This window comes from Paracraurococcus lichenis (genome assembly GCF_030657435.1).
Lineage (GTDB): Bacteria > Pseudomonadota > Alphaproteobacteria > Acetobacterales > Acetobacteraceae > Paracraurococcus > Paracraurococcus lichenis.
On record NZ_JAUTWS010000095.1, the window covers coordinates 1 to 14,866 of the forward strand.

The following is a 14,866-nucleotide window of genomic DNA, read 5'->3' on the forward strand; positions in this document are numbered from 1 at the left end:
GTTTGCTCACCAAAGCCCCCGGGACAACCACCCTAAACCGTTGAATCAGGGTTCCCTAGCTCACCAAAGCCCCCAATTCGCTCACCAAAGCCCCCACTTGAGGCTGTGCGCAGGCCCAGGGCGGTGACAGGCGGACGCCAAGCGACTCGGAGCCTCACCAAAGCCCCCAGTTATGGGCGACTTGTCGAAGCTGCCGTGGATTGCTGAAAGCATCCCGAGCTTGGTCTGGTGGCGGGATTGGTTCAAAGAGGAAAGCCACTAGAAGTTGAGTTGCTAGGTCCTGGGATGGATGCTCCCGAGCACGTACACTCGCAGTCTACCGGTGTCGCTACGGCACCATCGTCCTGGAACTCGATGTCCGATACAGATCGCGTTTTCCCTGGCCGAGTGCGCCAGGGGTCTAAGATGCTCACCACCGAGAAGCGCCTTATCGCCGCTCCCGCCCGTCGGGGCGGACCTGCAGGCAGCCGAACGAGGGTGGTCGAGGTCGTCCATGTTCGCAAAGGCTCGGCCCAGCCGGAAGAGGAGCGCCCACAGTCGCCAGCGTGGAGCGTGCGGGCGGAGAGTTGGCCCGACGGCTTCCACGCCAACTCCTCCAAGCCGCCGCTCACGACGCCAGAGCCGCCGGAGCCGCCGGTTGCTCCTCAGCCGGCAGCACCAGTCGGCCACCTCATGCGGCCGTGGTGGGAGCCCGTGCCAGCGAAAGCCGCACCAGCATCGACGCCCTCTAACCCGGTGCCTGCCGAATCCGTGGTGACGAGACAGCGCAAACCCCGGAGCGATAAGACGGCGCCGGCGCCTGCTGTCGCACGCAGCTTCGCTGACCCCTTCGCAGCGGAAGAAGAGGGCGCGAACTGCCTCCGCTGCGGCTACCTGGTCGAGCCGGCGCGTGAGCGACGTGGCCTGCTGACCTGCGCGGCCTGCAACTGATTTGCCTGCCGGCGGGACTGTACACCGACCGGCTCGCCGTTGCGCTGCGGGCAAAAAGAAGGGCCGATGGTTGCCCACCGGCCCGAGTGGTGTTTCGCGCGCCCGACCCCAGGTCGCGGCGCAGAACACTGGGAGGAGACGTCCAAGGCATCGCCTGAACGCATACAATATATCTCACTCACATGTGAGTGAGAAGCGGGATCTGCAGCCATGCTGCTGGCGAAGCGCTGGCGGCCGATAAGCGACTGTCCTGTCGCGGATTTCCCGAATTTGGGCGCCGCCGACTAACCTCCGATAACCCGGTCTTATCAGAGGTGAGACGCACTGCCGGTCAGCCCGGGACCGGCAGGTGGAAAGGCCGGGCATGCGTCGCCGGGCACCCGCCGGGACTGCTGGCCGGGGCGGCTGCGCGCGCCCAGGGACAGTCGGGCGCGGCAGGCGGCCCGTGGCCAGGGCGGCGCCACTGTTACCCGCGACGGGCGGAAGCCGACGCAGAGCTCAAAGCCCTCCACTTACCCAGAGCAAGACAGACGGCCGGGACCAGGACCGCGTCTGCGGCGTTCCCCGCTGGAACCGCCCAGCCGAGGCTCTGATGATCCGCAACGCAACCCTGGCCCACTCCGCAGCGCCACGCGCCACAACGGACGCGCGCTCGCGCGCCCGGCTGGAGGCCATCGCCGACCTCCTCGACAGCCGATGGCGCATCCCCGGCACCGGGATCCGCTTTGGGGCGGACGCGCTTTTGAGCCTGCTGCCAGGCGTCGGACCGGTCGTGTCCACCGCTATCTCGGCCTACCTAATCTGGGCATCGCGCCGACTAGGGATTTCGACCGGGACGGTGCTGCGCATGATCGGCAATGTGGGGCTGGACGCGATGATCAGCGCGGTCCCGGTGGACGTCTTCTTCCGGGCCAACCGGCGCAACATGGCGCTGCTTCGGAAGCACCTCGCGCGGGGAGCCTGATCGCCCGTCACCCGCCGTAGCGGTCTGCGCCGAGAGAAGGCTGAGAGCATGGCGCGGGCGGCGCCGCTCCTGGAGCTGCCGAGGGCAGGCACGGCAGGCAGGCTCCCGAGGCCTCCGTCTTGCCCCGCGGGCCGCTGCTGTCCGGCGGCACGATCTCCACCAGCCCGAGCCGCCTGGCCACGGCCTGCAGGGCCGCTATGTCGCCGGCGCGCCACTGCCAGCGGCCCAGCAGGCTCGCCGCCTCGGTCGCGGGCAGGCCGACCGCAACGCCGATCGCCGCCGGCTTGGTGACGCCGCGGTCTTCCAGGTGGGTGTTGATCGTGGTGCGCAGGCGGATGGCCATCAGCCGCTCAGCCTGCCGATGGGGCCGCGCATGCCCCCTGCCCTACCGCCTCGCCAAGGCGACGGCCAGCAGGCCCGTGGGGCGGCGCCGCGCATCGGTCTGCAAAACGCCCCAACCCGACCGGCGCCAGGGACCACGAAGCCGCGCAGCAGGAACCACGGCCCGGCGTTCGCCCAGACGGATGCGGCGCTCTGATCGAATGCCGGCTATCCGCCAGGATTCCAACTACGACGCCTGCCCGGCGGAGACGGGCGGCGCCGGTAGCATCAGGAAGGAGCAGAGATCATGCGGGTTGGCTTCATCGGGCTCGGCAGGATGGGATCCGGCATGGCGGCGAACCTGCTGCAGGCCGGGCACGAGGTCACGGTCTACAATCGCACCCCGGCGAAGGCCGAAGCCCTGCTTGCCCAGGGTGCCCGAGCCTCGGCCGACATTGCCGGGGCCTGCCACGGCGAGGCTGTCATCACCATGCTGGCCGACGACGCCGCGCTCGAGGCTGTCACCCGGGGCGAGGCCGGCCTGCTGGCGAGCCTGCCGCCGGGCGCCCTCCACGTCTCATCGAGTACGATCAGCGTCGATTTGTCCGAGCGACTGACAGCGGCGCATGCGGCAGCCGGCCAACGCTTCGTGTCCGCGCCGGTGTTCGGCCGGCCAGACGCCGCCGCCAGGCGCGAGCTCTTCGTCCTTGCCGCCGGCGCGGATGAGGCCGTCGCAACCGCCAGGCCCCTGCTCGAGGCTATCGGCAAGGCAGTCCTGTCAACGGGCTGTGGAAAGTCCCCGAAAGTGGGCCGGCAAAATTCCCCACTGGCTGGGTGTCGGTGATCAGCCGGCGTGTTGATCGACGGCTCCCTGGAGTTTCGATGGCCGGCCGCGGCGTCTCGGCGGAAGTGCCGGTGGCGGCTGGATGAGGGCTTTGGAGCGGACGTGCTCGGGGACGAGTTCCTCATGCTGACGGAGGCGGTAGCTGGCGCCCTCGATCTGGACGACGACGGCGTGGTGGAGGAGACGGTCGAGCAGCGCGGTGGCGACGACGGGGTCGCCGAAGATCTGGCCCCATTCGGCGAAGCCGCGGTTGGAGGTCAGGATCATAGCGCCTTTTTCGTAGCGGGCGTTGACCAGCTGGAAGAACAGGTTGCCGCCACCAGGGACGACAGGGAGGTAGCCGATCTCGTCGACGATCAGCAGGGCGAAGCGGCTGTAGAAGCGGATCTTCTCGCGGAGTGAGCCTTCACGCTCGGCCTTGGCGAGGGTGCCGACCAGGTCGGCAAGGCTGACGAAATGCACGCTGCGCCCGGCCTTCACCGCCTCGATGCCGAGAGCGATGGAGAGGTGGGACTTGCCGGTACCGGGCGGGCCGGTGAAGTGGACCACCTCGTGACGGCTGATGAAGTCGAGCCCGGCCAGGGCGAGGATGCGGTTGCGGTCGAGCGAGGGCTGGAAGGCGAAGTCGAAGCCGGCGAGGGTCTTCATGGTCGACAGCCTGGCCATGACCAGGGCGGTCTTGATGCGGCGGTTCTCGCGCAGCGTCAGCTCGTCGATCAGCAGGGTGTCGATGGCCTCGAGGGTGCCGATCTCGCCGCGCTCGACCTGACGGAGCACGGCATCGAGGCATTCGAGGGCGCGGGGCATGCGCAGCCCGACCAGGCTGCGCTTGATGCGGTCGACGGTGGACAGCGTCGGATCAGCGCCTGGCATCAGGCGCTGCCCTGGATGGCCAGGGCCCGGCCGACGGCGTCGTAGAAGTCGAGCGAACGGCGAGCGACCTGGTCACCGGCGCGCGGCATCACGACCGGCGCGTCGGCGCCGGCGCGGTTGGCGCGTGCCCTGGCCCTGCGGTGGGCCGGGTCAATGCGGGTGTTGCCGCGGCCCTCGAGCGGGAGGTGGCTGGCGATGACGACGCCGTCCTCGAGGATGCGGATCTCGTCGACCAGGGAGTGCACCTCCAGCACGCGGCGGCGGGTGGTGTCGGGGACGCTGTAGGCATTGCCACCGACGCTCACCATCCCCTCGTGGGAGACCCGGCGCTCGAGCTTCAGCACGGCGCGGTAGGGGCCCACTGGCAGGCGCAGCGTCGGCTGCTCCTCGGCGAAGGCCTCGTTCACCACGCGGCGGGTGGTGGCGTGCACCCGCGGGTTGGCGACGGTGTCGAGCCAGTGGCGCAGCTGCTGGTTCAGGTCGTCGAGGTTGCGGAAGCTGCGGGCGAGGAAGAAATCCTCGCGGATGTAGCGGAAGGGCCGCTCGACCTGTAATTACTCACGTTCCCTGACCACGCGCAGGGCGTTCGGGTGGCGATTGCGCGGAAGCCACGGTTCGATTCCTGTTGCGCTGGGGTCCGGAATGTGAGTCACCCTATCCGTGGTCTCGTCGTCCAATCCCCTTGCACTGCCGGATGCTGACAAGGACGCGCCTTGCCCGACGCTGTTGGCGCGGGTCGACGCTCTTGCTGCCCGAGAGAAGGTGCTGGCAGCTGAGAATGCAGCCCTGCTCGCGCGGGTCGACGCGTTGGTGGCCCGAGTGTCCGTGCTCGAGGCGGAGAATGCGGCCTTGCGGGAGAAGCTGCAGGCGCCGCCAAAGACGCCGAACAACTCTGGCACGCCGCCCTCGCAGGGACGCAAGGCGAATGGCGACGGCAAGCCCAGCGCCAAGTCCAGGGTGCACGCCGGCGCGCATCGGCCGCTGCACCCCAATCCAACGCGTTGCGAAGCGATCCGGATGGAGCACTGCCCACACTGCCGCGCCGACCTGGGGGAGGTGGAGCAGGTGGCAGTGCAGACCTACGATCGTGTCGAGATCCCCGAGATCACCCCGGATGTGACGCGGGTGGTCCTGCACGGCGGCGTCTGCCCCTGCTGCGCCGGGCGCTTCAAGGCAGCCGCCCCGGCCGGGTTGGAGCCGGGCTCGCCGTTCGGCCCCAACCTGCGCGCCTTCGTGCTCTACCTGCGCTTCGGCCAGGCCATCCCGTTCGAGCGCCTGGCGCGGCTGCTGCGTGACCTGTTCGGACTGGAGATCAGCGAGGGGGCGTTGGCCAACCTGCTGCAGGACAGCGTGCCAGCCTTCGCAGCGCAGACCGGCCTGATCAAGCAGCGGCTGCTGGCCAGCACGGTGCTGGCTTCCGACGCGACCAGCATGCGGGTTGGCAAGAGAACCTTCAGGACCTGGGTGTTCCACCACGCCGACAGCGCCTGCTTTCTGATCCGCCCCTCGCGCGGCAAGGCGGTGGTGCGCGAGTTCCTCGGCGAGGTTCGCCCGGCAGTCTGGATCTCCGACCGCCTCGGTGCCCAGAGAGGCTGGGCCAGCCGCGAGCATCAGGTCTGCCTTGCCCATCTGCTGCGTGACATCCAGTACGCGATCGACGCCGGCGATGCTGGCTTTGCTCCCGGCATGAAGCATCTGCTGCAACGCGCCGTGCGCATCGCGCATCGCCGCGCGCGGCTCGCCGATGCCACCCTGGCCGCCTACCACGGCCGGCTGCAACGCGCGCTGGACGAGCTGCTCAAGATCGTGCCGGACAACAAACCGGGGCTGAAGCTGCAGCGCATCATCAAGCGCTTCCGGCAGAACCTGTTCGTCTTCCTCACGGACCGCGCGGTGTCTCCCACCAACAACGGCTCCGAACAGGCGCTGCGGCCCTGCGTGATCTTCCGCAAGATCACCAACGGCTTCCGCTCCGTCTGGGGTGCTGACCTCTATGCCGATGTCCGCTCGGTCCTCGAGACCGCTCGACGACGTGGCCTTGGCATTCTCCAGGCCCTCCGCCTTACCCTCAAGGGAGAGCCCTTGCCGACGGCGGCGTGATTCCGTTTGCTCGTCACCGACCTCATCACGTGCAGGATCGGTCACGCAATCTCACCGTAGCTTCCGCACAGCCGGCACCCTGATGCGCTCGACGTGCCAGGGGAGCGTGAGCAAATACAAAACAACAGGCTGGAGCAGGACCACCGGGGCGTCAAAGGCCGAACACGATGTATGCGGGGCTTCAAGAGCTTCGCGTCAGCGGAGCGGTTCTGTCGAAGCTACGACGAGCTCCGCAACTTCCTCCGCCCCTGCACTCGCCACAACCAATACGTCTCTGCCCGCCGCCGTCGCCTACTTCACCTCCGTCGTGCCACCAGTGTGCTCGCCATTCTCGAAGCAGCGTGAGCTGATCTTGGCTTTCGCCTCACGTCGTCGGGTCTGGCACGATTTCTGACAGAACCGTGCCAGGCCACCGCTGGATGGTCGATCATTCAATACGCTAACGATGGTCGCAGACGTGGTGAATGCGCGGCTCGACAAGGGACACGTACTGTCGTACATTCCTTCGGTGCGGAAGCTATGAACAATCTCGTTTCGACCCAAATGGCCGTCTCGCTGATAGCAATTATCCTGGCGACTCCATTCGTAATTTTTAGCAAATGGAGCCCACCGTGGGCCAGAGTTAGCATGGTGATATTGATGGTGTTTGCTTGGATAGCCTTCTGGGTACAGCATAAGGATTTGTTGTAGCGGCGGTCTGTGCCGCGTCCTTGCGTTTGTTCGACGGAAACCGGAAGGACTCGGTTCGCGGAGCACGGTTACGGTCAACGGGAAACGCGGTTGGCCGCACCTCCAACCTCGCGGCTTGGAAGCGGTGCTGCCGAGAGTATTTTGACTACCCGCCGGATGATCCATGCACCGTAACAAGCGAGCAATGTACCCATTCCTGCCGGCCTGGGGTCCTCGGCGACGGCGCTTAACAGGGCGAGAGCCAGTCCGCCCCAGAGAACAACGCGCCCGATATAAATGCGATTTGTGAGGCCGGCGGCCCGCGCTTCACGCATAACATCGAAGTTCTCCACTTTAACTCTCCCGAGAACTGGAGATAAGTGGCTGTGCTGTTCAGGTCGACAAGGGGGACTGCCGCATCTCTGGGGGTCACCCTGCGGTGGCAATTGCCGGGTGCTGATCGTTGGCAGCTTGGAAGCGCTGCCCGAAGCCGGTGCCGAGCATGCCGTTGTAGACGGCGCAGCGGACCTGGAGCACCCGGTCGGCACCGAGCCGAGTCCAGCGCATCTGCTGCGATTTGGCCATCCGATGGTTCACCAGGAAGTTGGCCGTGCCCTCGATCAGAGCCGTGCCGACCCGCTGCCCCGCCCGTTGCCGCTCGGCGTAGTTGACCAGCCAGTCGCTCTAGCCAAGCAGGTAGTCGTTCAGCGTCCGCAAGGCGGTCCATAGCTTGCGCGAGGGTGCGACGGAGCGCCGGCCGTCTGCCTTGCCGCGGAACTGATGCATGAGAGAGCATGCAAAGTTGTGGGGCTGATCAGGCTGCCTTTGCCATGGCCTGCTGCTGACCTTCGGGGGGAGGGGGACGAAAGCCCGGGTAGCTCTGCCGGAAGGCAGCCTCGAGCGTGCCGTTCAGAACCGCCGTGCGGACGTCCAGGAAGGGCTGCACCGTCGCCCGGCTCCAGCGCATCTGCTGGGCTCACATGAGGCGTCTCCCCGTCAAGGGTACGTTCATCAGCAAATGGACGGCCATTGCCGGGGCAGTCGGGCCCGAGCCCAGGCGTGGCAGAGGGCGAAAGGTGAAGCTTGGCCCGACTTCAACAGTACCAGTCGAACATACCCTGAACGGTGGAGCGTAAGGCGTTGATCGTGCTCAGGGCCGGTTTTCAGTTGCGCCGGGCTGTAGTGAAAACATATGACCTGAAGCGCAAGGAAATACCTTGCTTTCTGCGCATTAGCCGCGCAAAACAGGCCCGTGTTCGTCGTCGAGAAGGCCGCCCGCGGCCACCGATACCTCTACCTCGTCGAGAGCGTCCGCGAGCCCGGCGGCCGCATCCGCCAGCGCATCCTCCAGCCGCTCGGCCGCAAGGACCTCCTCGCCGCCAATGGCGGGCTCGAGCGCCTGCTGGAGTCCCTCGCCCGGCACAGCGAGCACAGCATCATCCTCTCGCAGATGGCCACGGGCGCAATCGCCTGCCGCCGCATCGGCGGCCCGCTGCTGTTCGGACGCCTATGGGAGCAGACCGGCTGCGCGGCGGTGATCAAGGAGCTGCTCGCCAGCCGCGGCTTCGAGTTCAACGTCGAGCGCGCCATCTTCGCCACCGTCCTGCACCGGCTCTTCGTCTCCGGCTCCGACCGCGCTTGCGACAAGTGGATCGAGGACTACGCCGTCCCGGACGTGGATGGCCTGGCGCTGCACCACCTCTACCGTGCCATGGCCTGGCTCGGCGAGGAGCTGGACGCCTTGTACGGCGATCAGGCGCACGCCACGCCCTTCGCCCCACGCTGCGTCAAGGACCAGATCGAGGAGGCGCTGTTCGCCCGCCGGCGCGACCTGTTCAGCGAGCTCTCCGTCGTGTTCATGGATACCACGTCCATCAGCTTCGAGGGCGCGGGCGGGGAGACACTGGGTCAGCGGGGCCACTCGAAGGACCACCGGCCCGACCTGATGCAGCTGATCCTGTGCGTGGTGATTGACAACGAGGGACGGCCGATCTGCACGGAAATCATGCCCGGCAACACAGCCGATGTCAGCGTCCTTCTGCCGACGATAGACCGCCTGCGTCATCGCTTTGCCATTGGCCGGGTGTGCGTCGTCGCTGACCGCGGCATGATCTCGGCCGCTACCATCGAGGGTCTCGAAGAGCGCGGCCTCGAGTACATCCTCGGCGCCCGCGAGCGCACCGACCGCGTGGTGCGCGAGGTGGTGCTGGCCGACGATGGCCCGTTCACTCCCTTGCTGGTCGAGCGCGCCAATGGCGCGGAAACCCAGCTCTTTGCCAAGGAGGTGCGGCACGCCGGCAAGCGCTACATCGTGTGCCGCAACGAAGCCGAGGCTGAGAAGGACCGTGCCGACCGACAGGCCATCATCGCCGGTCTCGAGCAGCAGCTGCAGCGCGGAGACAAGGCACTGATCGGCAACTCCGCCTACCGCCGCTACCTGCGCCGCGTCGCTCCAACAAATGCGAAGGGCGGCAAGGCCAAGTCAGGGCCGGCCTTCGAGGTCGATGTCGGCAAGCTGGCCGAGGAAGCGAGATACGACGGCATCTTCGTGCTGCGCACCAACGCCCGCGTCACGCCGTTGCAGGCGATGCTGAGATACCGCGAGCTCCTGGCCGTCGAAACCCTGTTCCGCAAAACCAAGGCCGTGCTGCGCACGCGACCGATCTACCACTCCTCCGACGCGGCCATCCGCGGCCATGTCTTCTGCTCCTTCCTCGCCCTCGTGCTGCAGAAGGAGCTCGACAGCCTGTGCCGAGCCAAGGGTGTCGAGGTCGAATGGGCTGACCTGATCCGCCATCTCGATCGGCTGCAGGAGGCCAGCATCGAGAAGGACGGCAAACGGATCACCACCCGGACCCAGGTTGAGGGTCAGGTGGGGCTGGTGTTCCAGGCCGCCGGCGTGGCGTTGCCGCCGCACCAACGCGAACAGGCCGCCTGACCTCAACCTTTACGCGACAATGTAGTGCAAACAGCCGGGGAGGCTGGGCTAAGCTATTGCCCCGAAACAATCTTTGCGAAGGTACTGTTGAAGTCGGGCAAAGAAATAGTATCATGCAATACCGGGCGGGGCACATTAAGCTACTATACGCCGTCAATTTGTAATTTGTGCCGCTTTCAGAGTGTATTGGTGCTTCGTTTATGGGCGGTGATACTCTATCTTCTATCGCGGGCAGGCCAATGAAAGCCAACCCATACCGTCCTGTGTCTTTCGAGGTGGCGACGCTTCGGTTCAGAGCCTGCTCGTTGCTTCAGGTTCAGCCTGCGCCGGCCGGCACACTCGGCGCGCCACGACACGACGCCAATGCCTGACAGCGCGGTTCACATCCCGCAACAAGGGACGCCTGTTCCCGCACCGATCACGCCCGTGATCGACCACTGGCTGGAGCACGGGCAACTGCCGCCGCGCCAGCAGCCACGGTGAGCGCCGCCGCCAATGCCGCAGCGCGGGCGGGGCAGCGGCGCCTGGCTCCTGCGCGACTACCCCGGCGCCGCGGTCCTGGACGACTGCCGATCCTGCGACAGGGTTGGCCGCTACGGCCTTGCCAGGCTGACCGCCCGCTTTGGGCCAGATGCTGGCCTGCCCGTGTGCTCGACGCCCTCGCGGACGACTGCCTCCGTCTCGGCGGCATCTGGCGCTACGGTGACCCATGCGGAGCAGGCTTCCCGCACCTGGCCCGGGCCGTCAGCCTCCGCCCGGACGAACACTGGCGACGCCAGGACCCGGTTGGAAGATCTGACCGGCACCTGCGAGAGCCCTTGCGGCGAGGGCCGGCGATGGCCTTGTCTGGGGGCATGACCCATTCCGAAGCCAACACTTTCAGCCCCGCCGAGCGCGAGCTCATCCGGCGTGAGTTCGGCCAGCGCTTCGGCACCTTTCCGTCGCTCGCCAAGGGTATCTTCCTCCGCCGCTGGCGCACCGGCCCGCAGGCGGGGCAGGCCAAGATCCCGAAGGTGATGACCGGTCTGATCGAGCGCGGGCTGGTCGCGCTCTCGCCCGAGCCGGTGAGCATCCTCGGCACGCGCGCGTTCTTCACCCCGGCTGGGCTCGCGGCGCTGCGGGTGTTGCTGCAGGACCGTCGCGCGATGGACCCAGCGCGCTACGGCCACCTGCGGCGCGAGCTCGGGCTCGACCCAATCGAGACCGACCACGCCGCGTAGCAGTCATTGTGTCGATCGGTCGGCCATGCAGAACCTGTCGGAGGCGTGAGGCGAGCACGGTCTGGGACCGCAATTCCTTGACGCTGGGCTGCAGGTCAAGGCAATCAGCGGTGCCGCCGCATGGTGCGTCGGCGCGTGAGAGAGTTGCCCCTTGTCCAAGCGCTTCCTGACCGACGTCATTGTAGAGTCCACCGGCATGCCGGCCAGCCGGGCCGGTGCGCTTGCCGCCGACATCATCGGCGCGATTCGCGACGAGATCATCACCACCGGCCGCTTCACCCTGCCGGAGTTCGGCGGGTTTGTTGTACGCGAAACCAAGGCGCGCACCGCGCTGAACCCGCGCACCGGCGAGCAGGTCAAGGTCAAGGCGGGTGCCACGGTAAAGTTCAAGGCGAGCCCGAACCTGAAGCAAGACGCGCTGGCCGGCTTGAAAAAGGCAAAGCGGAAGGCAGCTCGCGGCTGACTGGGGCGGGGTGCAGTCGTGACCGGCAGCAGTGTGCGGCAGGCACAGGGCTTCGGTCTTGCTTGTTGCTACCGCCACGCCGGACGCCGGACGGGCCGTCATCTTGTTCATCGCCACTGGCAAGTGGCTGCGGCCTTTGTCTTCAGCCATGAGCCGGACCATTTCAGCTGATCGACGGCTTCCTCGACGAGCTTTCAAAGATGACGGCTTCATCCAGCGCCGTAGGAGCCTTGTGTGCCTGATGATAGACGCACTTGCGGCTCACCCCTTGCTGGGCGGCGAGGCGCTGACCGTGTCCGAAGCCGCCAGGGCCTGGATGGCGAGGTCCTTGCGGCTGCTCTCGAGCAGCGACCTGGCCGTCGCGCCAACACCTTGGTCCATGGAACCGCCGCACGAATGGGAGCCGTACCGTTCTGGTGCTGAGTGACATCGCCCTGATGAACCTCTTCACCGAGTGTGTTCGCGCTCAACCGCCGGGAACCAGCAGCTCTGCTTCCGTCCCAGGGCTGTTCAACGCTGTGGAATGTTGAGGAGGCCGAGGAGGTAGTCGACGCCACCGATGGCGGCCCGGTAGCGGTCCTGCGGCAGTGAGCTTCGGCGGTTGGCCTTGAGGATGTTGAAGGCGAAGCTGCGGAGGCGGGCGAAGATGCCCGGTTTGCAGCGAATGCGGGAGCGATCCTCGCCCATGGTGACGTCGCGGGTGTAGTGCGAGGTGTTCTCGACCTTCCAGTGGTCCCGGATGGCAGAAGCGGCGCGAACAGCTGGGATCACGGTGGTGGCGAGATAGAAGGCGGTCTCGGAGGAGCGGGTCCAGAGACCGGTCTTGGCGTTGCGGGTGAGAACGTCGCGCTCGATGCGGATCACGGCACCGATGAGGGATGCCCACTCGGTGTCGGTGAAGGCGGTGGCAGCATCGAAGACGGCGACGCTGCGCTCCTCCTGGCGGTTGCGCCCCCGATCACGGCTACTGGCCGTGGAAAGCGGGGTGGCGCTGGCGCAGAGGTCCTTGGCCTTTTGATGCAGGGTGGGCTGGTTGTCCTTGACCTGTATGATCAGGTCGGCTCCGGCCTTTGCGGCGAGCTCGAAGGTTTCCTTTGGCAGTGCAGGGCGTCGAGCGTGACCAGGTGGCCAGCCAAACCGAGTTCGGCGAGCAGCGCCTGGGCAGCCGGGATCTCGTTGGATTTCTCGTCGACCTCGCTGTGCGCCAGCACCAGCGCCGTGTCGGTGGCGAACATGCCGAGCAGGTGCGCGGCAGCGCGGTCGCGGAACGCGTCGAAGCTGCCGCGCAGGGTCTTGCCGTCGATCGCCAGACTACCCCCGTCAGGCTTGGCGTGGGCCGCCTGCAACAGCTTGGCGTGGCCACGGAAGGCTGTCTCCACCGCGTCACAGTCCAAACCTTGCAGGATGTAGCGGATGGCGGTGTGCGCCGGCGCTCGCCGCCAGCTCAGGCCGAACACCTCGTTCAACCGGAGACGGTGCATCTCGATGAAGGTGACGATGCTGCGATACGAGTTACCGCCGCTGACGATGGCCAGGATGGAGAACAGCAGGACGTACGCCAACTGGTAGACCTTGCCCTCCGCCCGGCGGTGATCGGGCACCTCCTCCAGCAGGCCCAGCAGCGGCGCGAACGCGGTCACGGCAACCTCCCCCTCGGTTGCCGCCCTATGAGTCAGAGGTTCGGCGATCCGAGCTATGGCCGAAATTGGGTGATGGCGGGCTGAGGAAGGCGGCGTATCGAGGCGGGTGACGAGCCTACCAGAACCTCCCGAAGGAGCGATACGCCATGACGAGCGATACCACAGTGGTTGCCCTGCGTCAGCCGGATGAGGTGGAGGACCCGCTGACCGCGGTGCTACGGAACGGCGCCCGCCGGCTACTGGCGCAGGCCGTGGAGGCGGAGGTCGAGACCTTCCTGGCGGAGATGCGGGACCTGCGGCTGCCGGACGGGCGCGAGCGACTGGTCCGGCATGGCTATGGGCCGGAGCGGCTGGTGCAGACCGGGATTGGGCCGGTGCCGGTGCGGCGGGTGAAGCTGCGCGACCGTGGTGCTGGCCCGGAGGAGGAGCGGATCCGCTTCACCTCGGCGCTGCTGCCGCGCTGGGCACGGCGGACGCGGAGCCTGGAGGCGGTACTGCCGGTCCTCTACCTGCGCGGGCTGTCGATGGGTGACTTCCAGGAGGCGCTGGCGGCCCTGCTGGGCAAGGAGGCACCGAACCTGTCGCCGGCGGCGATCGCGCGGCTACGGGACACCTGGCAGGCCGACTACGATCGGTGGCAGCGGCGCGACCTGTCGGCGCGGCGCTACGTCTACCTCTGGGCTGACGGCATTTACCTGCAGGCGCGGATGGAGCCGCAGGCCGAGTGCATGCTGGTGCTGATCGGGGCGACGCCGGAGGGCACGAAGGAACTGGTCGGCTTTCAGGTCGGGGTGCGCGAGAGCGCGCAGAGCTGGCATGAGCTGCTGGCCGGGCTGAAGGCGCGCGGTCTGGCCATCGCACCCGATCTGGCCATCGGCGACGGCGCGCTCGGCTTCTGGAAGGCGCTCGAGGAGGTCTTCCCGACGACCCGGCAACAGCGCTGCTGGGTGCACAAAACCTTCAATGTCATGGACAAGCTGCCGAAGTCCGTCCAGCCCGCGGCCAAGCAGGACCTGCGCGAGATCTGGCAGGCGCCCGACCGCGCCACCGCCGAGGCGGCGATCACCACCTTCGCCGAGAAGTACGTGGCCAAGTACGAGAAGGCGGTCAGCTGCCTGCTCAAGGGCCGCGACGCGCTGCTCACCTTCTACGACTTCCCAGCCGAACACTGGGATCATCTGCGGACCTCGAACCCGATCGAGAGTGTCTTCGCCACCGTCCGACACCGCACGGTCCGAAGCAAAGGTGCGCTGTCGCAGGACACTGCCCGGCTGATGGTGTTCAAGCTCGTGATGGCGGCTGCCAAGAGCTGGCGCAGGCTGAAGGGCGAGAACCAGTTGCCGAAGGTTGTGCAGGGTGTCAGGTTCCGCGACGGCGTCGAGGTCATCCAGACGCCGGCAAAGACCGCCGCCTGATCAGCAGGCCGTCACCCAGTTTCCCGCATAGCTCCGGCGATCCGGGAATCCCGTCATCACCGCGCCGGCGCCGTTCTCCGCCGACCTGTGGCAGCGAGGACTCACCCCCCGCTACCGCACAGCGTTGAACAGCCCTGGCTTCCGTCCGGCTCAGTGTCTTAGAGGCTGTTAAACAATTTTATTGCGTAAAATCTGCCTCGGTAAGCATCGCATAGAAAGAACCTCGACACCATCTTTGATGCATGACATCGAGTTCTTACCCATCCGACCTGAGCGACGCAGAATGGGCGATCCTTGCCCCCCTGCTCTGCCCGGGAACGCAGGCGGGACATCCGCAAGTCTACATGCTGCGCCGGATCGTCGAAGCTGTGTTCTACCTGCTTCGCACCGGCTGCCAGTGGCGCGCCCTGCCGCATGACTTCCCGCCCTGGACGGCGGTGTTCTACCACTATGCCAAGTGGCGCCGGCGCGGCACCTGGGAGCAGGTCA

At 66.8% G+C, this 14,866-nt stretch carries 13 protein-coding genes and 2 pseudogenes; 9 read left to right on the forward strand and 6 right to left on the reverse strand.

The features are described 5' to 3' along the window. Positions 1–1,522: 1,522 nt before the first annotated feature. On the forward strand, positions 1,523–1,894 hold the full coding sequence (locus Q7A36_RS34545; protein WP_305108353.1) for a DUF4112 domain-containing protein: 372 nt from the start codon (positions 1,523–1,525) through the stop codon (positions 1,892–1,894). A gap of 7 nt (positions 1,895–1,901) precedes the next feature. Here Q7A36_RS34545 and Q7A36_RS34550 read toward each other — a convergent pair whose 3' ends face one another. Beyond that, positions 1,902–2,237, reverse strand: coding sequence for a hypothetical protein (locus Q7A36_RS34550; protein WP_305108354.1), 336 nt, complete (start codon positions 2,235–2,237; stop codon positions 1,902–1,904). 285 nt (positions 2,238–2,522) lie between these two features. Between Q7A36_RS34550 and Q7A36_RS34555 the strand changes: the two genes are divergently transcribed. Next, positions 2,523–3,059 carry an NAD(P)-dependent oxidoreductase gene (locus Q7A36_RS34555; RefSeq protein WP_305108355.1) on the forward strand — a complete coding sequence of 179 codons (537 nt, stop codon included), beginning with the start codon at positions 2,523–2,525 and terminating at the stop codon, positions 3,057–3,059. Here Q7A36_RS34555 and istB read toward each other — a convergent pair whose 3' ends face one another. Next, positions 3,060–3,932, reverse strand: coding sequence for an IS21-like element helper ATPase IstB (gene istB, locus Q7A36_RS34560; protein WP_305108356.1), 873 nt, complete (start codon positions 3,930–3,932; stop codon positions 3,060–3,062). Then, a pseudogene (locus tag Q7A36_RS34565) lies at positions 3,932–4,483 on the reverse strand (Mu transposase domain-containing protein); the annotation flags it as partial. The gene istB and the pseudogene Q7A36_RS34565, both read right to left, overlap by 1 nt. A 109-nt stretch (positions 4,484–4,592) precedes the next feature. Between Q7A36_RS34565 and tnpC the strand changes: the two are divergent. Next, entirely contained in the window at positions 4,593–6,032 is a 1,440-nt protein-coding gene (gene tnpC / locus Q7A36_RS34570; protein WP_305108357.1) for an IS66 family transposase, read from the forward strand. 93 nt (positions 6,033–6,125) lie between these two features. Further along, on the forward strand, positions 6,126–6,377 hold the full coding sequence (locus Q7A36_RS41810; RefSeq protein ID WP_370655755.1) for a DDE-type integrase/transposase/recombinase: 252 nt from the start codon (positions 6,126–6,128) through the stop codon (positions 6,375–6,377). Positions 6,378–7,130: 753 nt separating this feature from the next. Here Q7A36_RS41810 and Q7A36_RS34575 read toward each other — a convergent pair. Together Q7A36_RS34575 and Q7A36_RS34580 are read right to left on the reverse strand one after the other, a co-directional pair. Further along, on the reverse strand, positions 7,131–7,286 hold the full coding sequence (locus Q7A36_RS34575; RefSeq protein WP_305108358.1) for a hypothetical protein: 156 nt from the start codon (positions 7,284–7,286) through the stop codon (positions 7,131–7,133). 229 nt (positions 7,287–7,515) lie between these two features. Continuing rightward, on the reverse strand, positions 7,516–7,668 hold the full coding sequence (locus tag Q7A36_RS34580) for a hypothetical protein (RefSeq protein WP_305108359.1): 153 nt from the start codon (positions 7,666–7,668) through the stop codon (positions 7,516–7,518). Between the two features lie 285 nt (positions 7,669–7,953). On the opposite strand from Q7A36_RS34580, the gene Q7A36_RS34585 reads away from it, so the two are divergent. The 3 genes from Q7A36_RS34585 (at position 7,954) to Q7A36_RS34595 (ending at position 11,322) form a co-directional block, all read left to right on the forward strand. Continuing rightward, positions 7,954–9,639: an IS1634 family transposase gene (locus Q7A36_RS34585; RefSeq protein ID WP_305108360.1), complete on the forward strand. Its 1,686-nt coding sequence runs from the start codon at positions 7,954–7,956 to the stop codon at positions 9,637–9,639. An 854-nt stretch (positions 9,640–10,493) separates the two neighbouring features. Next, positions 10,494–10,859, forward strand: coding sequence for a hypothetical protein (locus Q7A36_RS34590; protein ID WP_305108361.1), 366 nt, complete (start codon positions 10,494–10,496; stop codon positions 10,857–10,859). Between the two features lie 151 nt (positions 10,860–11,010). Beyond that, positions 11,011–11,322, forward strand: coding sequence for an HU family DNA-binding protein (locus Q7A36_RS34595; RefSeq protein WP_305108362.1), 312 nt, complete (start codon positions 11,011–11,013; stop codon positions 11,320–11,322). Positions 11,323–11,832: 510 nt separating this feature from the next. Here the strand turns inward: Q7A36_RS34595 and Q7A36_RS41815 are convergent. After that, positions 11,833–12,962, reverse strand: a pseudogene (locus tag Q7A36_RS41815) (ISAs1 family transposase). A 146-nt stretch (positions 12,963–13,108) separates the two neighbouring features. Here Q7A36_RS41815 and Q7A36_RS34610 point away from each other — a divergent pair. Both Q7A36_RS34610 and Q7A36_RS41820 read left to right on the forward strand, forming a co-directional pair. Further along, complete coding sequence (locus Q7A36_RS34610; RefSeq protein WP_305108364.1) at positions 13,109–14,377, forward strand: IS256 family transposase; 1,269 nt, start codon at positions 13,109–13,111, stop codon at positions 14,375–14,377. Positions 14,378–14,619: 242 nt separating this feature from the next. Then, a partial coding sequence (locus Q7A36_RS41820) for a transposase (RefSeq protein WP_370655756.1) occupies positions 14,620–14,866 on the forward strand: 247 nt, incomplete at its 3' end.